The following is a 19,338-nucleotide window of genomic DNA, read 5'->3' as shown; positions in this document are numbered from 1 at the left end:
AAATCAACTTTTATTATAACTTTAAACTAACAAATACTCCCTAAGAGAAAGTCCATTTTCTTTTGAAGACATACAGTTGTGTAAGTCCACCGGCTATATTGAATTGGTGAAAAGCTTTTCAATAGATAGAGAAGATAATCCTGCGCTGGCGGCAGATATTGATAAAGTTGGATAGAAGTTTGACCTGGCAACATTGGTGTTTTCAAAATACGCCCTAAAACTCAATTCAGCACTTTGGACATCGGGCCTGTTATGCAACAACTGCATCGGAATACCAGTATTTATATGCTCGTATACTTTTTGCTCATCAAGCGTTGATCTTTCTATTGGACCGGGTGTCTTACTCAGCAAAAGTGAAATGATATTTTCCGTTTCCCTGATACTTTGTTGTAGATCGGGCACCGTTACTTCAGTTGCGTATAGGTTAGCCTCGCTCTGCACTTCTGCCGCTCCATTGACAGTTCCGACTTCCATCAATGCTTTCATAGTCTTTACTTCTTCTTTCCTATTTTCAATTGTTTTAAGCGTAATAAGGGTATCCATTAGTCCTCTAAAGATCATTTAATAATCATTAGACTATTTTAGATCAAGGAATTCTATAACCATTCCAATTTCTTTTGCTCAAATTTTTGTAATTTTATGCCAAAGGGACAAGAAAAGGGACAAAAATTGTAGTATTAGAAACTTCAAAATTACATAAGTTGCATTAAATCAATATGTCATATAATATTAAAACTTATAACCTGCTACTTATCAGTTATTTACAACTTTTATTTCCCTAAATATTTATGATAATTGTGGCATATTGAATGCGGCATAAAGGGTGAATTTTTGGAAGAAAAGAGAGGAGAAAATAAGTAAGAAATTAATACTCTGTAATTTTGGATTTTAGCAATATTTTCTAGACCGCATTGTTGACCTTCTTTACTATGGTCAATTTATTCCAGAATCACGTGGTCAGTTTAATCAAAATTTACATCTTATAACGATTACAGCAATATAAAAAACTCATTTTCAAAATCTAAATTGTAATTATCTACAATCATTAATGAATTCTGATTCATCAAATGGCCGTATGTTAGCTCTCATTATCCCTCTCATCATTTTCTCTTTCAGAAAGCATTAAAAGGTAGGCGGTAGGAGTATATCCTGTTATTTCTTTAAAAACTTTGGTGAATAAAGCTGCCGTCGGGAATCCTGAGATTTCCGCAAGGTAGCTTATTTTATATTTACTGAATGAAGAGTCCTTTTCAATTTTTTGAAGTACAAAATTTATTCTTAAAATATGAAGATAGGATTTAAAATTTTCAGCCTTATGCTTTTTGACGACTTCCGACAAATACCTGACATTTGTATTCAATTGTACGGCTAGATATGCCAAAGTAATGCCTTTGTTTGTAAACTCTTTCCTATTTTCAAACTTTTTAAGCCCGTTTAAGATATGTTTTTCAGTATCACTATTTATCGCGTCCTGTAGTTTCGGTGTATTTTTTGAAACTGAAAGATCCTCTTTCCCTTTATGAGAACTTGAATTACCAGATAAATATGAAAATCCAAGGGATGTTTTAGGTGGCTTTTTGTGATTGAGAACTATAAATAACACTAAAAGTCCCAATAAAACAATCAATAAGTACTTATACAATGGCTCATAAAATTTCACATTTAATGCTTCGGATCCACCACTTACAATATTGGACATATTTGTTTCATGAAGTAGGATAGCACTTTGAAAAACATTGAACAAACTGTCCGTTGTACTATGATTTATAAATAAATTCGAAAGAAGGATTCCGAAAATAAAATGACAATTCTTTTTCATGGTAAAGCTAATTGGGAACAAATTATTTCGCTTTGAAAAACAAATTTAATTATTAAAATTGCACATTTACTATAGCTACTTCACTATTTGGTGGATTAAAATCGTAAATAACTGATTATCAGAATGAAAAATTTCAAAAGTTTCCGAAAACAATATATTGTTTGCAGAAAATGAATAAGCAAAATCTTTTATTGTTAGCAAATTGAAGATATATTTACATTATGAATTTCAAATGTTCATTAATAATCAATTATAACGGTATTCTCTACTTAGATAAAAATCAAAACTAATATTATTATGAAAAAGATTTTTTTACTCATGTGTTCACTAGGGCTTTCAGCAATGTATTTGGCCCAAATAGGGATCAATACAGCAACACCAACTGCAACATTGGATGTTGTTGGAAAACCTACAATCGCTACAACTGTTGATGGAATTCTACCTCCACGCATAACAGGTGATCAATTACAGGCAAAAGATGCCATATACACAACTTCGCAGAATGGAGTGATAGTTTATGCTACTGCCGCTGTAACAACTCCGTCTCCTAAAACAATAAATGTTACCGCTCCGGGTTTTTATTATTATGATGCACCAAACAGCTCTTGGCTCTCTTTAAGGGGCAGTGGTCAGGCTGGCGGAACAGGAACTGCTTTATATGCAAGCAGAGACGGTGCCTGGTCATTAGCCAACTTAGGAATTGCAGGTACCAATTGGAATAAAATTAGCTTAACTTCTACAGATACCAAATCAGGAGTTGCTTCATTAATTAATAATGGTGTATACACTGCTCCAAAACCGGGATTATATGAAGTTAAATATGATGTTCAGCTGGAAGGTGGTGTAGATTTAAATGTTTTAGGTGGAAAAAGTCTGGGTATTATAAAAAACGGAGCCACTATAATAGATCGCAAGATTTTTGATGCGGTAAGAGTATCCTTATTAAATGTAACATTGGCAGCTGTTCCGGTTACCTCTACTACCCTAACTACGGTAGTCCAACTTAACACTGGTGATACTTTAACTTTTGCTGTTGAAACCGGAGGTGTAAATTTAGGATTATTAACGGACGGTAAAGTATCTGTAAATGTTTATAAAATTTCGGAATAACATCTGGATTGTGTTGAACGACATAGAATTTTAGTAGAATATGAATTTTAAGCACATCCATATTGGAAATTTAATCAAACAAAAAGTTGAAGAAAGCCAAATAGACCAAGATCGAATCTGTAAATTTCTCCGTTGCAATGAAACCGAAGTACAAAAAATGTACAATGCCCAAAACCTTGATTGTGATATCGTTCTCAGGTGGAGTAAATTATTAGAATATGATTTTTTCAGAATATATTCTCAGCATTTAATTCTATTTGCACCTCAACAAAATGCAAGATTAAATACCATCAAAACGGCATTGAAATCGGAGCTTCCTGAGTTTAAAAAGAACATTTATACTGTTGAAATTATAAATTTCATCATCGAACAAATTACTTCCGGCCAGAAAACTAGAACTCAGGTTATGGAACAATATAATATTCCTAGATCTACACTCTATCGATGGCTAATAAAATTTCAAAATATAGAAGCTGATTTCATCAATTAACAATATTTATCACTTAATATAATATGATACCCAATTATAAACTGATCTTCACAGATATTCTAGACCAAAAATACCCTCAAAAGAAAGAATACTGTAAAAATATATTGAACAAGACAGAAATTAATGAATTGGATGTTATCAATCTAAATCAGATAATTTTTGGAAACAAATCAAAAGTTTCGACAATCAATCAGAAATTTAAAGCATATAATAAATCCACCATTGTAGAAATTTTGCGTTACCAAACACAAAACCACTTAAACAACACACAAATCGCTAATCATTTTAATCTGAGTAGAAACACAGTCTCCAAGTGGAGAAAACAGTTTGAAACACATTAATTCGAAATAGCCTCAATGCAATACTGAAGGTGCCGTGATTCTAAAAACACAAACTAAGGCCAGCTATGCTGGCCTTTTTATCTGGAATATACATCCTGTCATTGAATATCCGGTTCAAATTCTCCAGACATTAAAAAAAGTCCGATTATTATTCAATAACAATATTGTCTTGGAAATCTATTCGTAGAAGAAAGAAAGATCTCTACAGTAAGATGAAGGATTTTAATAATTGCCTTGGACTGAATTTTGATTCACCTTTTAAAAAAGAATTGTCCACATATACAACCCTACTGATGAAAAAGCCGGAGGTGGCCGCGGAGCAATTAGCATGGATGATCTTTTATCTATTGCTCTATCTCTTTTAGACCAACCAGTAACATTAAATTATGTTTTCCAATTTAGGGAGAATTCAGAGGATGATTAGAGCGACAAAATTGCAGAATATTATTCTGAAAATAACATTTAACTGTGGGTTTTACAGACATCGTCTCACTTATTTAACTGACAGTCAACCAATAATTTTGATCTCTAATTTGTTCTTTATTTAGATCGTACATATCATCAACTTATTCCCAAGGGAGTTTTATTTGATAAAGCATTAATTACCTGCATCGGCGTGCGGCCCTTTAAAGAACTGTGAGATCTCAGCCAATTATAATGAAATTGCCATTGTGGTATCAACTGTGGAATAAAATTCATCAAGATCGGTTCGCTGTGTTCTTTCAACCTTTCCATTGAGATGCGGAGCCCCAGGTTTGATGGGCCGAAATTTAATGCCCATTCCATTAATCTATCCTGAACTGAATAAGCAAAAAACTCTTTTCCTCTATCAGTTTGAATGTGCTGTATCGCAAATGACATCTATTCCAGCAATGCATCAAGAAACTACAAGGTGTTGGTATCTGTACGCCGTGAAAATAATTGAAGCACTTTAAATCTACTGCAATCATCTATGGCCGTGTATTGATAAATGCCTGGGGCTATTTTACAGACGTCCATTTGTACGCGATCCCCCTGTATTGGTCGGTTATTGCGTGTTTGTTTTTTACGATAGTAACGTTTAAGCTTTAAATATTGTTTATTATTCTTTTTAAGAACTTTATGAACAGTTGCAGTCGAGATTGAGGACTCATATAAGCGTTTCATCTCACTGACTATACTACGATGTCCTAAATTGCGCTTTGTCCTTAACTCAAGAATTCGATGTTCGTCCTCTTTTGTTATTTTGTAGTGGATTTTATGCGGTGTTCTACTAAGTTCACATAGACCATCAATACCAGATTCTTTAAATCGTTTAAACCATTTTCTCAGTGTCGGCCTAGTTATGCCACACCTTAAACATACAACCCCTGCATTACCAATGGTCTCAGCTTTACCCCATTCAAGACGCTTTTTTACTTCATTTTTCATTACTGTTGATTTATGTTAGAATGTGGTAAATTTGTGGTTCTACCATCATTTTAACATCAAGTTATTGAAAATATCTGTATGAATCACACAATTTAATAACAGTTTAAGCTGAATAAAAGTACAGTCTAACTATTACATCACTACTCCACTGACAACAGCTCTTTACTTTGCTAATACCACTATACATATCTATACAACAGTAGTTTTTTATTATTAATTACACATAATTCTTATATGTTAATCAATATTTCTTTTATATTTTATTATTTTTGCTAATCGAGTAAACAAACCCTATCTTAAAAATTTAATGATTGTAACTAATAAACGTAAAGTAGTCAGAATGATGAACCTATTGATTGGACTTTTGATTGCTACAATATCTTTAAGCCTTAGTTGTTTTATTTTTAACATTTTAATCTTAGAGCAATATCGCTGGTCAATATGTTTAATATTGCTGGTTATAGCACTTTTTTTAATTTTTCAGCTTCTAAAGCTTCGAATATTTCTATTCGAAAACACAGGCATAATTTTTTCGATAAAGTGCTATCATCCACTTAAAAAAGGGGTTATTTTTCCTGTTATTGAATATCCGGTTCAAATGCTCCAGACATTAAAAAAAGACCGATTCTTATTCAATAACAGTATTGTCTTGGAAATCTATTCGCAGAAGAAAGAGAGATCTCTACAGCTAAAACTCTCTTCGTCTTATCTAAGCAACAGCGACTACAGCAAAATCGAGAACTCATTTTATTTTGCAAACAAAGACAAAAATTCAGTTAGTTGACAATATTTCATTACTAGGCCCTATGGATGCCCCAATTATAAAAGGATATTTGTAATTATCCCTGAAAGTCAAACAGCTTAAAACTGGACATATATGTTTAGATTTAAGTAATTTTTTCCTTATGGATAATAATGCCCATCACTTTCTCAAACACTATTGATTGCTCTGTCAAGGTATTTTGCACCGCTTTTTCAATGTTAAGCTTTCTGCTAGAGGCAGTTAGTTAAGCCGAGTAATTTTTTGGAGGTCTAAAATATCATACTATTCTGCAATATTTCCTCAACCACTTTCTTCTCAAAATATTTAATATTACTTGACTTAAAAATGATCGGTGATGAATAAATACAAAAATCCCCGGAAAATCCGGAGATAAAAACACAAATGATAAAAAAATATTTCGAATCGCTAAAATAATATTTTTTTTTACTTAAATTGTTAAGGAATCACAAATTTATTTTAGCAATGAAAGTATTGTTAAGCTTTATCGGTTCGTCTCATCAAAATTATTTTTATAAAGTCATGCATAATTCTGAATTCCGACCTCTAAAGTGTTTCTCCTACCATTACTCCGTAATCTCCGAAAGAAGCTTGTTTGCCATAGCCATAGTACCAGGGAGTTCTTTTGAAGCCATCTACTTAAATTCATTATCAAGCATAATTTTATTGTGTGAGGCAAATTATAAACAATGATATTAAACAGTCACTTCAATTGGTGCATGAATGAGGATCCAACTCTTGCAAACAAATCTAATATTTTGGCATGAAAAATACCGAAAAGTAATTAATAGGATGGTATTTTTCTTCTTTGATTCCGCAACACTGCTATTATCTCACTGCAGTTGCTTGTAGTTCCACTTTCAATGTTTCAAATAACCCGCTAACCTCTAATACTGTTAGAGCCTGCTCTATTTTGTGGCGAGATATCCACTCCTGCAAAATTTCAAAATGAGGTAGCAGTTCATCTGTTGAAGTGGAGTAAACATTCAATTTGATAATGTTGCTGCATTCATATCCAGCCAAAGATATTACTTCTTCAAGATTGGTTATTGCTTGCAGCAGTTGGGATTTCATATCTCCATTGCTTGAAATTCCTGCCGGATCTATCGCTGCCTGGCCAGCACAGTATAACGTGCTTTGTACATTTCTCACCTCCACAGCTTGGGAATAACTGCGGTCTGCTTGCCACTTCCACGGATTGACTGTTCTTTTTTCCATAATATTGATTTTTATAACGTCGTGTAACGCTGTTTATATTTACCCTGCAAAAATGCTGAATAGTTTGTGTTTACACGAGTGACTGAAATCACAATTATCCTGTGATGTATATCACTATACTATCTCATACGACTAAGTGTTTCTCTTGATACACCAAGATAGGAAGCAAGGAGGGATTTAGGGACGCGTTGGATCAATTCCGGATATTTTTCTAACAATTGACTATACCGTTCTGCTGTATTCGAGATCATTGCTGATATGACACGCTGCTGTGCAGCAATATAACCTGAATATGCTTTTTCAAGAAAGAAATGTTCTATTTTTGGAAGCATCCTACATAGCTTTTTATACTCTTCTAGGTTTAGGCACAATACTTCAGTATCCTCTATACATTCCAACGACATCGTTGCATTTGTCTGATTATAAAAAGCCTGGAAATCAGTTTCCCACCAGTCTTCCATTGCGAATCCCACAATATGACTTTTTGCTGTCTCTTCAGTAAGAACTAGTTTGAGAAGACCTTTTACTATGAAATAATTATATTTTACCGGTTCTCCTTGCTGGATCAGAAACTGATGTTTTTTATATTTTTTTATAATAAAGAAGGAAGATACTAGTTCAGCCTCCCGGTCGGTCAAAGGAATAATTTTCTCGATATGAATTCTTAAGATATCATACATAGCAGTATCACATTGTTTTAAATTTGTAGTAGAATAAGTTTACAGCTTTATGCAAACTTATGGATTATTTGTATATCCTCATTGTCAGCGATATTATTAAATCCCTTAAGTTTCAAGGTCACCTTAAATAAGCCCTTATAAAACGTTTCATCTTTCAATCTTAACAACATCTGTCCCGGAGTGCTTAACGCCTAAGGGCCATCATTCAGCCCAAAACTTCAAGGTTAGGATTAAAAAATTTGTTTCGATGGTTCTAAAATTTTGCTGTGCCATCAAATTCATATAAAATATTGGGAATAGAATTAGCATATTTTTCTTTATGTTCTTACTTTGGAATTTGGGGACAAAACTGGGGACAAATTCAAGTGATTCACAACGATAATTTCTTTATTTAAATCACGTAAAGCGCTGTAAAATATTGCTTTATAGTGTGTTTTCTATATTTTTGTTCTTCTTATGAAGTGATTGATTTTCAGTTTTTGCTCGGATTATTCCCCATTCCATATATTATTAGATTTGCAAGAACAGAGATTCTGTTACAACTTGCCCTAATCCAGCTACTATCACTCCTCTCATACTTCGGAACTTTGTCATTACAAATAAAGAAGTATGAACATTATTAAAATATTGACAACAGCAGGCCTTGTAGGTATGTACCCACAAGCGATAGCAGGCAGTTTTGATGATACTGCCTATCAAAAATCTTTTGATTTAAATTCTGTAATTTGTAAATCAAATCACTATGGACACTATCAAACCACAGCAGACAATTATTGATCTTGGAGGTCATCAGGTTCCTGTAGTAAAGGATGGACTTTATGACCGATACAGCTCAAACCCTCCATTATCGGTCATTGGAAAAGAAAGACCAGATATTGATCTTAGCTGGTTCAAGACCATTCAGAAACAGAAAAAAGACGTTGGATTTACGACGTATTCTCCAAATTTTTATTACAGCAACAGCAGTATTACCACAATCTATACCGCTGATATGAAAACATTAAAAAAACTGATTCCGAAAGAGGTTCGTGATATTGTAAAACTTATTTCCATTACACCCGGCAGAGGTCTGATTGCGATAACCGCTTATGCCTATCATTATTGTGATAATGATTCGTATAACGAGTTATCTATTTCGATTGTTACAACTAAACCTGATGCAGGAAACTGGGGTATATTTTCTTTATTGGGAGAAGTAAAAAACAAAAACCTCTGGGGGTACATTTTAAAGCTTCCCGTTGATACAGAGCTAGCCAGAGTACGGGGAGTAGTTGGCTATAACTTACCGAAATGGTTGATCCCGATTGATTATAATGATAATGGAGACGCTATGACCTTTACTTTTTATGATGAATCAGGTAAACTGGATCTTGAAATAGGAGGAAAGAAATTGAATATAGGGAACACAGAACCTGAAATAGTTCGTTCGAATTTCATCAATCTGGATAAAAATGGAAAGCTGACACACGGTTATACTGATGTACGGGCACTGAAAAAAGCAACAAGTAAAAAGAAAGAAGATGTGAAACTTCATCTTACCGATGGCCCGTTATCAAAATTCATTAAATCATTGGATCTAGGTAAATTAATGAGATATGATTACCAGCCGGAATTCCAAGCCGCATTATATACCCCTGAGCCAGTAGAAGGCAATAAAAAATAACTTTTTAATCTTTAAAGACTATACCAATGGATTTTGCAAGAATATTTCAGTCACAAAAAGATTTTTTTAATTCGCATCAGACAAAAGATATAGCTTTTCGTAAGGATACGCTAGTAAAGCTAAAAAATCTTTTGAACGTAAATGAAGATCAGCTTTATGAAGCAATTTATAAAGATTTTAGAAAAGGAAAATCTGATACCTTTCTAACGGAGCTCAATCTGGTCTATAATGAAATAGATTTTTTCCTGAAAAATCTAAAGAAACTGAGCAAACCTAGAAAAGTCAAAACAGCGCTGAGTTTACAGCCTGGAAAGAGTTATATCCATTACGACCCTTTAGGAGTTACACTTGTCATTGGGGCATGGAATTATCCTTATCAATTGACATTGAGCCCTATGGTGAGTGCCATTGCTGCGGGAAACACCTGTATCATAAAACCCAGCGAACTTCCTGAAAACACGATGCATTTGTTAGGGGATCTTATTAACAATAACTTTCCATCCAACTATCTTCATGTTGTGCGTGGGGGCATTCCTGAAACAACAGAACTTTTAAAATTACGGTTTGATAAAATATTTTTCACAGGAAGTCCAAAAGTGGGACAGATCGTATATGAAGCTGCCGCAAAAAATCTGGTTCCCGTTACGTTGGAACTTGGAGGAAAATCACCTGCCATAATCACAAAAAGTGCAGACCTTGATGTTGCGGCAAAAAGACTGGTCTGGGGAAAATTCCTGAATGGCGGACAAACCTGTATTGCACCTGATTATCTGCTTGTCGAGGAATCTGTAAAGCCTAAATTCCTTCGATTGATTGCGGAAAAACTCCAGGAAATCGATTATTCCGATGGTGCTAATCATTATACAAGTATAATCAATAAACGGAATTTTGACCGGATCCTTGGTCTGGTAGATCAGTCAAAAGTGATATATGGAGGGAATTTCAATGCAGAGTCCCTTTACATTGAACCTACCATCATGAATAATGTAAGTTGGGAAGATGCTGTTATGCAGGAGGAAATATTTGGTCCGGTCTTACCAGTCATCACTTACAGTAATTATGATGATGTTCTCAATAAAATAATCGAAGGTGAAAAACCATTGGCTGCTTATTTGTTTAGTAATAATGAAGGAGAAAAAAATAAGCTTTTGAAATTGGTTTCTTTCGGTGGTGGATGTATCAACGACACACTGATGCACATTACCAGTGATTATCTCCCGTTCGGAGGTATTGGACATTCTGGGATTGGAAATTATCACGGTGAGTTCGGCTTTCTTACATTCTCCCATCAGAAATCAGTGATCGAAAAAACAACCTGGGGTGAACCGGACTGGAAATACCCACCTTATACAGATAAAAAAATGTATTGGTTGAAAAAGGTGATGTAACAGAGATTATGTTACAACTTTCGTTAATTCAGATACACTGCTATTAAGCTGGTTACTGAACTTTGTAGAATAATTTAAAACAGTAAAAGACATGCAAACGATATTAGGAGCTAACGGCCAGATTGGCGAAGAGCTCGCAAGAGAACTTAAAAGAAATTTTACTTCATCAATACGAATTGTCAGCAGAGGTGCGAAAAAAGTAAATGACACGGATGAAGTTTTTTCTGCGGATCTATCGATTCGTGAGAAAGCGATAGAGGCGGTAAAAGGCAGTGAAATTGCCTATTTTACATTAGGACTTCCAATCAGTTCAGATCTTTGGGAAAAACAGTTTCCGCTGATCCTTCGTAATGTGATTGATGCCTGTAAGATCAATCATACAAAGCTCGTATTTTTTGACAATACCTATATGTATCCCCAGGACGATCGGGTATTAACAGAAAAAACAGCTTTTGCTCCTGTGGGAAGAAAAGGAAGAGTGAGAAGAAAAATGGCCGAAATGGTGTTGAAAGAAATTGAATCCGGTGAACTTGAAGCCGTGATCTGCCGTGCCCCAGAATTTTACGGCCCAGGCAAAACGCAGAGTATTACCAATACCTTGATTTTTAACAATATCAAAGAAGGTAAAAAGCTGAAAGTTCCACTGAGTGCAAATAAGAAAAGAAGTCTTATATGGACTCCAGACGCGAGTAGAGCTACTGCCTTGATTGGTAATACCCCTGATGCATTTGGTCAGACATGGCATCTCCCGGTGGATAAAAGCCATCCCACTTATAAAGAGTTTATCCGAATAGCATCAGGAATTTACAGCAGAGACCTGAAATATTCTGTTGTCCCAAAATTGATGTTCAAAGTAGGTTCACTTTTCAACAAAACTGCGAAGGAATTACTGGAGCTTCTTCCCAGGTATGAACATGATAATATATTTGACGATTCAAAATTCAGAAAGAAATTTCCGGATTTCCAGGTCACCACGTATAAACAAGGAATCAGTATTATAAAAGATGAGCAGCTTTCAGGAGACAAAATAAATAAGTAAATTAGTCATGTATAAATCTGAAAATCAGCATATGAAAACTCCGAAAAAAGTATCATCAATAAATACACTTCATCAATTCTTGGGGTTAAAGAAACCTGCCAACCCGCTGATCAGTGTATTTAATTTTGATGATGTCAAACTGGAACCGGAAACTATTCTCAGTGCAATCACCACTGACTTTTATGTCATTGCACTAAAAAAAGACTGTGCCAGTGGAAAATGCAGGTATGGCCAGCAATATTATGATTTTGCAGAGGGCATTATGTATTTTATTGCCCCGCATCAGGTCCTTCAGTTTGATGATATACTGCTTAATAAAGTAAGAGGGTTTGTTCTCGTAGTACATCCGGATTTTCTGCATGGTTATGGACTGGCATCCAGCATAAAAGAATATGGATATTTTTCCTATACAGCTAATGAGGCATTGCATCTTTCTGAAAAGGAAGAGAAAACCATTTTTGATATCATAGCGAATGTTGAACAGGAAATTGATATCAACATGGATTCTTTTACACAAGATCTACTTGTCTCTAACCTTGACCTTCTGTTAAAATATTGTGACCGTTATTACAACCGTCAATTTTTGACAAGAAAGAAAGTGAATAGTGACCTTCTTTCCAAGTTGGAGCTATTATTGGATGACTATTTCAAAAATGATAAGTTAACCATTAACGGTATACCCTCCGTTCATTCCATTGCTGATCAATTACACCTGAGTGCAAATTATCTGAGTGATATGTTAAGAGTGCAAACAGGGCAAACCACGCAGCAGCATATCCAGAACAGGTTGATCGAAAAAGCAAAAGAATTACTGTCAACTACCTCAATGTCGGTCTCTGAAATTGCCTATCAGCTTGGATTTGAACATCCGCAATCATTTCACCGTTTATTTAAAAGCCGAACATCACTTTCTCCACTGGAATTCAGATCATCATTAAATTAATGAGGTTGGTTTAAAATGAAAGTTGAAATACAGAGATTCGGTTACTAATTCCCGTAATTAAGCTACTGCCAAATCATCCGATAGTGCGAATTTTAAGGTAGTCAAATAAGTGATCCATGAAAAAGCTTTTATTAATAGTCACCAATGTCGATAAGTACGCGAGCGGTCTGCCAACTGGACTATGGCTCAGTGAGCTGACCCATATTTATCATAAGGCCCAAGAGAAAAAATGGAATATAACAATAGCGAGTCCGAAGGGAAATAATGTACCCATTGATCCTGAAAGCCTTAAACCGTTAGTTCTTGATAAAATATCAAAAGATTATTATCAAGATCCATTATTTATGGATGAATTGAACCATTCAATAAAACTGAATGAAGTAATTCATGAATCTTTTGATTGCATATATCTTGCCGGAGGGCATGCTACCATGTATGACTTTCCAGATGATGAAAATATTAAAAAACTCATCAGACAACAATATGAAAGTGGAAAAATGGTCGCCGCAATCTGTCATGGAGTTGGTGGATTGTTAAATGTAAGGCTTCCCAATGGTGAGTATATGATCAAAGGTAAATCAATGACAGGATTTGACTGGTTTGAGGAAACTATTGCCAGAAGAAAACGGGAAGTACCGTTCAATCTTGAAGCGGTCATTAAAGAGCGGGGTGCAAATCTTAAAAAAGCTTTTATTCCTATGACTTCAAATATTGTTATTGATGGCAATTTGATAACAGGCCAAAATCCGTTCAGCTCAAAGGAAATGGCAAAAGTGGTTGTTGAACAACTTGAAAAAATATAAACTTTGATGACTTGAATAAGGTTATTGCTCATACATTAATCATTTAAATTTTTATTATGGCAAACAACATTAAAGCTGAAAACGATCCTCAGATCCTTTCAGGGATTAGAGAATTTTTGAAACGTCTGAATAATAGCGGTGGTAAGCCACTGGAAACATTGACCCCGCAGGAAGTAAGACAGGTTTTGGTTGATGCACAAAATTTTTATCGATTATACCCCATCACCAGAAGCGAAATATCCTGTTGCGATTAATCAGATATACGCCGCTACAAAATGGGTGTCAGAAAACGGTGCTGAAATTGGCGTTGATGGCAAAAGATAAAGGTGGACCAGAAATAAAATTCCAATTATTACTATGGCCTGTTACTGATGCGGATTTTACACGTGAATCATGGCAAAAAAATGCCGAAGAGAGATTCCTGACAGCTCCATTGACCTCGAAGAGTTTCTGAGAATGAATTTATACAGTCAGCAGGTGTTTCAATAACGGTTGCAATAAAAAGGTGCTTACTTCTTATTAAGTAAGCACCTTTTTTATGGCTTTATAATTTTATCAGCCAATGCAATCAATTCATTCTGAGTACCTTGGTCTGCTTCATTAGATAGTAACACAATTCCTGAATTTGAATCTGGATAAAATACCATATAGCTACTAAATCCGAGACTTCCCCCTGTATGCGAAATACTTCTCCTGCCATCTTCTGTTTTTTTTACCTTCCAATTAAGTGCAATGGCACCATTTTCAAGCGTACCAAAAGTTGGCTGATGACTTAGTCTCACTATAGCATTTTCTTCTTTAAGTTGAAATTCCATATATTTCAACATATCCGAACTTGAAGAGGCTATACTAGCAGCTACTTGTAAATCCTCCCAATCGATTATTGGCATAATACGTCCCTTGCCATCATAACCATTTGCCATTTTCACAGGCAGTTTACCAGATCCTAATAGGAATGTATTTTTCATTTTCAGTGGTTTTACGAAATGTATTTTTAGTAGGTTTTCATATGAATCATTATAAACGATTTCCATTATATATCCTATTAATTGAGCGGCAGTGTTACAATGACGAGAAATGCTGCCTGGTTCAGCCTGTAATTTCACTTGATGTAGATCTCGGTAAAAATCTTGTCTGCTATATTTTGTATGAACTGAGTCTAAAATATAGGGAATGGAGTCTGGGTCTGCTTTTCCAAAGATATCTTTATCCGGCATCCAGTTTGGTAATCCGGACGTGAGATTAGCTAAATTAAGTAAGGTTATTGGTTTTCCATTATAATTCAAATTAGGATAATCTTCCTTCAGATATTTACGAATATCATCATTGAGGTTTACCTTATTATCAAGCACAGCTTTAGCAAGCAATGTAGCTCCAAATGTCTTAGTAATTGATGCGAGTTCGTAAACTGTATTACTTGTCGGTAATTCTAATTTCTCCTTTTTAGTTGATCCATAATTATATAGATATGACTTTCCATTCTTTATGATACCTATAGAAATTCCAACTCTAGAATTGTTTTCCATAAATGAAGAAACAGATTGATGCACTAAAGAATCTAACGCAGTTTTCAAACTATTATCAGTTCCTAATTTTATTTGATTTGTTTGGGCATAATATATTGATGTACATATTAAGAACGTCAAAAGTATTAATCTTGTTTTCATATTATTTTATTAAGAGTTAAAATTAACTATTATTTTTATAGAGCAAAACAAAAATGTGAAAGTAAGTGGGTAGGCTTTCATTAGTTAAATAATTTTATCTTGCAAATGGTTTTGATATCCGATATATTAATTAAAAAGTATAATACTGTATCATTTTGAGGCTTCATTTAAAAGATACAACATAATTATGTTAAGTATATTCAGAAGCTTGTTCTCTTTCTATCGCTATAGCCAGTATCTGTTGAATATTATTCTTACCACTTGCAAGCAATAAATCTATTGTTTTATAGGTATTATTTCATCATTAAATGTTTTTACTATTTCTTTTGCCAATGCAGTGGTAGAAGCCGGATTTTGTCCTGTAATTAACCGCCCATCTTTGACGATGTGAGATTGCCATAATGGGGCGGAACTAAAAATACCTCCACTTTTTTTCAATCCATTTTCCAATAAGAACGGAACAATTTTTTCAGTGCTATTTTCTTTTTCTTCATCATTGGTAAATGCGGTCAATTTTTTACCTTTTACCAAAAATGATCCGTCTTTCAATCGGATATTCACCAACGCTGCCGGACCATGACAAACAGCGCTTACAATTCCGTTTCTTTCATAAATTGTTTTTATAACTGAGGCTGCTGACTGATCCAAAGCCAGGTCCCACATCACACCATGTCCCCCGACTACATAAACTGCTGCATATTGGTGAGCGCTTACCTCGGACAATTTTAAAGGATTATTGAATTTGTAAAAAGCAACAGGATTTTGAAGGAATGTAAGTGTTGCTTGATTATTGATATCGGCTCCATACATTCTTGACCTTTTACCAGCGGGGTTTGCAAAATCTATTTCAAAACCATTTTCATGCAATACTTTATAGGCATCTACAACTTCACCCAAATGCAATCCCGTTTTTTTTCCTGTATTGCCTAAGTCCTCATGACTAGTAGTGATAAATAAAATTCGTTTCGTTGTTTCGATTTCCCTATTTGAAAAGATTTTGTTGGCAATTAACCACTTTCCGTCAATTTTCAAGAGGTTAATATAATCTGAGAATAATCGTTTAGGATATTCAATTTCTATGAATGCCTGGGCCGCGTTATTAGCTATATTAATACTAATGATTCTCGAAATGCAGTTTTGCTTATTACCAGGTTTAATCTTTTTAATATAGTCTGCGACAGGCCAAATAGTAAAACGGTCTTTGTTAATATAACGCAAATCGGCAGATTGATGAAATGCAGAAGAAAGCATTAAAGTATCGCCATTATTACGACCATTTAAATAATTCATGAGCGTTTCGCGTACGGCTTGCTGATCTGAACTGTTTTGAGCAAATATTTTACATGAAGCAAATAGAATAAGCCATAACCAAAATAAGTTTTTCATTGTTTATTTTTTTAACAAATCTAAACACACCCCTCCTTATGTTTCACTAACATTCAACAGAAGCCATGATCATTTTAACAGATTGATCAATTGAAACAATAAAACAATTTACTCAGTCTAAACAGGTATCTGTTGAATATAAAATAGTATGTATTGAAATTGAGCAGATTTTGTCGCGGAATTTACCTGTAGAAAATTCTATATGATTAACTTTAGGATTATTTATATCTAAGTATAGCATGTTTAATAAGTATATCTTCTTATGGTACCAACTAGCCGGTTGGTTTGCCGCTTATCTTTTGTTTACATTTTATATCTACTTACGTGTGGGAGATAAAGAATATGCTTTAGGTATTGCTACCTGTGCCTTTTTTTTCTTCGCTGTTATTATATACAGCTATTCTTTGTATATACATCCGAAATGGTATCTTAAAAATAGACTGCTGTTTTTTATAGCTTTAGCCCTGCTTATGTCAGCAACATCTTTGTCCCGAGCATATATTGAGTTTCAATTTATTAGCAAATTGTTCGATGGAAAATCTTTTTTTAGTATGGGAAGGGCACACATGTCTTATGTGGTAGTTACTAATTTTGTGGCATTAATATTAGGTGTTTTATTGAAGCGAGCATCAGTATCTTTAATGATGGCCAAAAGGCAAAAGAAATTAGAACAACAGCAGTTAATAACCGAAATGAAATTATTAAAAGCACAATTACAGCCACATTTTCTTTTCAATTCTTTAAATAATATTTATTACGAAGCTTATAAGGAAAGCCCTAAAGCAGCCCAGTTAATTGAAATGTTGGCACAAATCATGCGTTTCTTTTTAGAGATCACTTCAAAAGAAAAAATTCCTGTTTCCCATGAAATATTGTTTATAAGACGAATAATAGAAATGGAACAACTACGCTGTTACAATGCAATTAAGGTTGAAATTAAAGACAATACTGACCCTAAAGTATTGATCGCTCCTATGCTAATGGCACCTTTAGTTGAAAACGCGTTGAAACATGGGATTGATAAAAAAAAATATGATAATTATCTTTTTATAGAAACATATACTGATGTTGAAAACATTTTTTTTCAGATAAAAAATCGTGCTCAAATTTTAAGAACAGAAAATAATTCTTCTGGTACTGGTTTAAAGAACTTAAAAGATCGATTGGTCTTAATTTATGGTGATAAATATCAACTTCAGACCAGTACAAATGAAGATGAGTATAAAGCAACTCTTATTATCCCTAAAATATGAATATAAAATGTATAATAGTAGAAGATGAGCCTAATGCTGCTAAGCTTCTGGAAGAATATGTAAACAAAATTCCTTTTTTAGATTTGCGTGGGATTTGTACGGATAGTGAGCAGGCGTTAGAAAAGATAGATAGTAATATTGAACTTGTTCTTCTAGATATTAATTTACCAGGTCTTACAGGGATTGAGTTAGTAAATTTACTTCCGAAAAATGTAAAAATTATCTTTATAACTGCTTATTCTCAATATGCTGTAGATAGTTACGAAAAAAATGCGGTAGACTATTTGTTAAAACCCATTTCTTTTAACCGCTTTCTTTCGGCTATTACTAAGGTCAAGGAATCACTTAGTCCGAAAAGTACAGATTCTAAAACAACTGAATATACAATTTTACAGGAATCATTTTTTATAAAAGCCGGTTACCAAACTATTCAGATCAATTTTAAGGACCTTAAATACATTGAAGGATCAAAGGAATACATTTTTTTACATACCCATAAAGAAAAACATATGTGTTACAAAAGAATGAAAGAAATGGCTGAACGATTACCTGATTATTTTGTGCGAGTTCATCACTCATTTATTATCAATATTCACCATATCAGCAAAATAGACACCTATCAGATTTTAATTCAAGAGACAAAAATCCCACTTGGCCCCGCCTATAAAGAACATTTTTTTGCAGCAATTAAAAAATATTTCATTTAATTTGTTAACAAATATTTCTGAAAGCTTTTAAGCAACAGAGTTGGAAATGCATAAATGGATTATGTATGCAATTTTAAAAGTAGATAGCTAAACTCGATATCGTGAGAATTTAAAAGCACTTCTACTATAGGGTTCGGTAATAGGGGCGAAAAGTTTTCAGCTCAGGTTTATGCTTCGATTGCCGGCGTAGCTAAGCCTCAAGGCGTTAAAGATAGCTTTTATGACCGCTAACTTCGGCTACAGAATTATTAATGCCGCGGCCACTCATTGAGAGGTATGAAAGATGGAAAACGGATTCTTCAGCTTCAGGGCAAAGTTCATCGTATATTCTGTACCAATTAATCTACAATTTACGTTTAATATATGTAGTTTCAAAATATATTTTTACTACGCAATCTATTGTGCAACTTATCCTGTTGGGGTTATTTTACATTTAATAGTAAATTTTTCTATTCACGATTTTAACAACTTCCTCCAGCTCCATTTTTTTAAAAGCCCGAATGACTGTTTCGACACGTAAACCTGTAAATGAAGCTAACTCCTGTCTCGTAAAAGGTATTTCGAAAGAATATTTGACGTTACTTTGATTAAAACTTTTGTAATAGCTCATAATTCCTTTAAGCCTAATTTCAGGGTTTAA

19 protein-coding genes and 2 pseudogenes are annotated in these 19,338 nt (G+C 34.1%); 13 read left to right on the top strand and 8 right to left on the bottom strand.

Going from position 1 to position 19,338, the window contains the following annotated elements:
• Positions 1–93 precede the first annotated feature (93 nt).
• Together ACMGDK_RS19655 and ACMGDK_RS19650 are read right to left on the bottom strand one after the other, a co-directional pair.
• Positions 94–561, bottom strand: coding sequence for a TolC family protein (locus ACMGDK_RS19655; protein ID WP_436809503.1), 468 nt, complete (start codon positions 559–561; stop codon positions 94–96).
• A 517-nt stretch (positions 562–1,078) separates the two neighbouring features.
• Positions 1,079–1,699 (bottom strand): helix-turn-helix domain-containing protein, encoded by a 621-nt coding sequence (locus ACMGDK_RS19650; RefSeq protein ID WP_436809502.1) that lies wholly within the window; start codon positions 1,697–1,699, stop codon positions 1,079–1,081.
• 417 nt (positions 1,700–2,116) lie between these two features.
• On the opposite strand from ACMGDK_RS19650, the gene ACMGDK_RS19645 reads away from it, so the two are divergent.
• Genes ACMGDK_RS19645 through ACMGDK_RS19635 form a run of 3 tightly spaced genes read left to right on the top strand, consistent with a single transcriptional unit; the run spans position 2,117 to position 3,760 of the window.
• Complete coding sequence (locus ACMGDK_RS19645; protein WP_436809501.1) at positions 2,117–2,929, top strand: phage tail-like protein; 813 nt, start codon at positions 2,117–2,119, stop codon at positions 2,927–2,929.
• 40 nt (positions 2,930–2,969) lie between these two features.
• Complete coding sequence (locus tag ACMGDK_RS19640; RefSeq protein ID WP_436809500.1) at positions 2,970–3,419, top strand: transposase; 450 nt, start codon at positions 2,970–2,972, stop codon at positions 3,417–3,419.
• A gap of 23 nt (positions 3,420–3,442) precedes the next feature.
• Entirely contained in the window at positions 3,443–3,760 is a 318-nt protein-coding gene (locus ACMGDK_RS19635) for a helix-turn-helix domain-containing protein (protein WP_436809499.1), read from the top strand.
• Positions 3,761–4,257: 497 nt separating this feature from the next.
• On the opposite strand, the pseudogene ACMGDK_RS19630 reads toward ACMGDK_RS19635, so the two are convergent.
• The 3 genes and pseudogenes from ACMGDK_RS19630 to ACMGDK_RS19620 form a co-directional block, all read right to left on the bottom strand.
• A pseudogene (locus ACMGDK_RS19630) lies at positions 4,258–5,170 on the bottom strand (DDE-type integrase/transposase/recombinase).
• Between the two features lie 1,609 nt (positions 5,171–6,779).
• Positions 6,780–7,169, bottom strand: coding sequence for a RidA family protein (locus ACMGDK_RS19625; protein ID WP_436809498.1), 390 nt, complete (start codon positions 7,167–7,169; stop codon positions 6,780–6,782).
• Positions 7,170–7,288: 119 nt separating this feature from the next.
• Positions 7,289–7,849, bottom strand: a complete 561-nt coding sequence (locus tag ACMGDK_RS19620) for a Crp/Fnr family transcriptional regulator (protein WP_436809497.1) — start codon at positions 7,847–7,849, stop codon at positions 7,289–7,291.
• 609 nt (positions 7,850–8,458) lie between these two features.
• Here ACMGDK_RS19620 and ACMGDK_RS19615 point away from each other — a divergent pair.
• The 8 genes and pseudogenes from ACMGDK_RS19615 to ACMGDK_RS19580 all read left to right on the top strand — a co-directional run bounded on the left by ACMGDK_RS19615 (position 8,459) and on the right by ACMGDK_RS19580 (position 14,139).
• Positions 8,459–8,626: a hypothetical protein gene (locus tag ACMGDK_RS19615; protein ID WP_436809496.1), complete on the top strand. Its 168-nt coding sequence runs from the start codon at positions 8,459–8,461 to the stop codon at positions 8,624–8,626.
• The gene (locus ACMGDK_RS19610; RefSeq protein WP_436809495.1) at positions 8,592–9,512 is read left to right on the top strand and encodes an acetoacetate decarboxylase (ADC); all 921 of its coding nucleotides are present in this window, start codon (positions 8,592–8,594) and stop codon (positions 9,510–9,512) included. The genes ACMGDK_RS19615 and ACMGDK_RS19610 overlap by 35 nt, the downstream gene beginning before the upstream one ends.
• Positions 9,513–9,538: 26 nt before the next feature.
• Complete coding sequence (locus ACMGDK_RS19605) at positions 9,539–10,900, top strand: aldehyde dehydrogenase (protein WP_436809494.1); 1,362 nt, start codon at positions 9,539–9,541, stop codon at positions 10,898–10,900.
• Positions 10,901–10,991: 91 nt separating this feature from the next.
• The gene (locus tag ACMGDK_RS19600; RefSeq protein ID WP_436809493.1) at positions 10,992–11,939 is read left to right on the top strand and encodes an NAD-dependent epimerase/dehydratase family protein; all 948 of its coding nucleotides are present in this window, start codon (positions 10,992–10,994) and stop codon (positions 11,937–11,939) included.
• Positions 11,940–11,970: 31 nt separating this feature from the next.
• Positions 11,971–12,882, top strand: coding sequence for a helix-turn-helix domain-containing protein (locus ACMGDK_RS19595; RefSeq protein ID WP_436809492.1), 912 nt, complete (start codon positions 11,971–11,973; stop codon positions 12,880–12,882).
• Between the two features lie 116 nt (positions 12,883–12,998).
• Positions 12,999–13,685, top strand: coding sequence for a type 1 glutamine amidotransferase domain-containing protein (locus tag ACMGDK_RS19590; protein WP_436809491.1), 687 nt, complete (start codon positions 12,999–13,001; stop codon positions 13,683–13,685).
• A gap of 56 nt (positions 13,686–13,741) precedes the next feature.
• Positions 13,742–13,939 (top strand): hypothetical protein, encoded by a 198-nt coding sequence (locus ACMGDK_RS19585; RefSeq protein ID WP_436809490.1) that lies wholly within the window; start codon positions 13,742–13,744, stop codon positions 13,937–13,939.
• Positions 13,878–14,139, top strand: a pseudogene (locus tag ACMGDK_RS19580) (alpha/beta hydrolase fold domain-containing protein). The gene ACMGDK_RS19585 and the pseudogene ACMGDK_RS19580 overlap by 62 nt, the downstream one beginning before the upstream one ends.
• Positions 14,140–14,221: 82 nt before the next feature.
• Here the strand turns inward: ACMGDK_RS19580 and ACMGDK_RS19575 are convergent.
• Complete coding sequence (locus ACMGDK_RS19575) at positions 14,222–15,352, bottom strand: serine hydrolase domain-containing protein (RefSeq protein WP_436809489.1); 1,131 nt, start codon at positions 15,350–15,352, stop codon at positions 14,222–14,224.
• A gap of 276 nt (positions 15,353–15,628) precedes the next feature.
• Positions 15,629–16,738 carry a nuclear transport factor 2 family protein gene (locus ACMGDK_RS19570; protein ID WP_436809488.1) on the bottom strand — a complete coding sequence of 370 codons (1,110 nt, stop codon included), beginning with the start codon at positions 16,736–16,738 and terminating at the stop codon, positions 15,629–15,631.
• A gap of 326 nt (positions 16,739–17,064) precedes the next feature.
• On the opposite strand from ACMGDK_RS19570, the gene ACMGDK_RS19565 reads away from it, so the two are divergent.
• On the top strand, positions 17,065–17,991 hold the full coding sequence (locus ACMGDK_RS19565) for a sensor histidine kinase (RefSeq protein WP_436809487.1): 927 nt from the start codon (positions 17,065–17,067) through the stop codon (positions 17,989–17,991).
• Positions 17,988–18,698, top strand: coding sequence for a LytR/AlgR family response regulator transcription factor (locus ACMGDK_RS19560; protein ID WP_436809486.1), 711 nt, complete (start codon positions 17,988–17,990; stop codon positions 18,696–18,698). Before ACMGDK_RS19565 ends, ACMGDK_RS19560 begins: the two co-directional genes overlap by 4 nt.
• A 433-nt stretch (positions 18,699–19,131) precedes the next feature.
• Here ACMGDK_RS19560 and ACMGDK_RS19555 read toward each other — a convergent pair.
• On the bottom strand, positions 19,132–19,338 hold a 207-nt coding region (locus tag ACMGDK_RS19555; protein ID WP_436809485.1), incomplete at its 5' end, for a helix-turn-helix domain-containing protein.

This window comes from Chryseobacterium hilariae (assembly GCF_051400735.1).
Classification (GTDB): Bacteria; Bacteroidota; Bacteroidia; order Flavobacteriales; family Weeksellaceae; genus Chryseobacterium.
Note: the sequence above shows the minus strand (reverse complement) of the source record. Positions and strands in the feature narration are given on the sequence as shown.

Coding starts and splice junctions, on each gene's coding strand:
- ACMGDK_RS19585 (WP_436809490.1), top strand. CDS start 13,742: ATGGCAAACAACATTAAAGCTGAAAACGATCCTCAGATCCTTTCAGGG.
- ACMGDK_RS19605 (WP_436809494.1), top strand. CDS start 9,539: ATGGATTTTGCAAGAATATTTCAGTCACAAAAAGATTTTTTTAATTCG.
- ACMGDK_RS19590 (WP_436809491.1), top strand. CDS start 12,999: ATGAAAAAGCTTTTATTAATAGTCACCAATGTCGATAAGTACGCGAGC.
- ACMGDK_RS19600 (WP_436809493.1), top strand. CDS start 10,992: ATGCAAACGATATTAGGAGCTAACGGCCAGATTGGCGAAGAGCTCGCA.
- ACMGDK_RS19570 (WP_436809488.1), bottom strand. CDS start 16,738: ATGAAAAACTTATTTTGGTTATGGCTTATTCTATTTGCTTCATGTAAA.
- ACMGDK_RS19575 (WP_436809489.1), bottom strand. CDS start 15,352: ATGAAAACAAGATTAATACTTTTGACGTTCTTAATATGTACATCAATA.
- ACMGDK_RS19595 (WP_436809492.1), top strand. CDS start 11,971: ATGAAAACTCCGAAAAAAGTATCATCAATAAATACACTTCATCAATTC.
- ACMGDK_RS19650 (WP_436809502.1), bottom strand. CDS start 1,699: ATGTCCAATATTGTAAGTGGTGGATCCGAAGCATTAAATGTGAAATTT.
- ACMGDK_RS19620 (WP_436809497.1), bottom strand. CDS start 7,849: ATGTATGATATCTTAAGAATTCATATCGAGAAAATTATTCCTTTGACC.
- ACMGDK_RS19635 (WP_436809499.1), top strand. CDS start 3,443: ATGATACCCAATTATAAACTGATCTTCACAGATATTCTAGACCAAAAA.
- ACMGDK_RS19640 (WP_436809500.1), top strand. CDS start 2,970: ATGAATTTTAAGCACATCCATATTGGAAATTTAATCAAACAAAAAGTT.
- ACMGDK_RS19645 (WP_436809501.1), top strand. CDS start 2,117: ATGAAAAAGATTTTTTTACTCATGTGTTCACTAGGGCTTTCAGCAATG.
- ACMGDK_RS19610 (WP_436809495.1), top strand. CDS start 8,592: ATGGACACTATCAAACCACAGCAGACAATTATTGATCTTGGAGGTCAT.
- ACMGDK_RS19560 (WP_436809486.1), top strand. CDS start 17,988: ATGAATATAAAATGTATAATAGTAGAAGATGAGCCTAATGCTGCTAAG.
- ACMGDK_RS19615 (WP_436809496.1), top strand. CDS start 8,459: ATGAACATTATTAAAATATTGACAACAGCAGGCCTTGTAGGTATGTAC.
- ACMGDK_RS19625 (WP_436809498.1), bottom strand. CDS start 7,169: ATGGAAAAAAGAACAGTCAATCCGTGGAAGTGGCAAGCAGACCGCAGT.
- ACMGDK_RS19655 (WP_436809503.1), bottom strand. CDS start 561: ATGATCTTTAGAGGACTAATGGATACCCTTATTACGCTTAAAACAATT.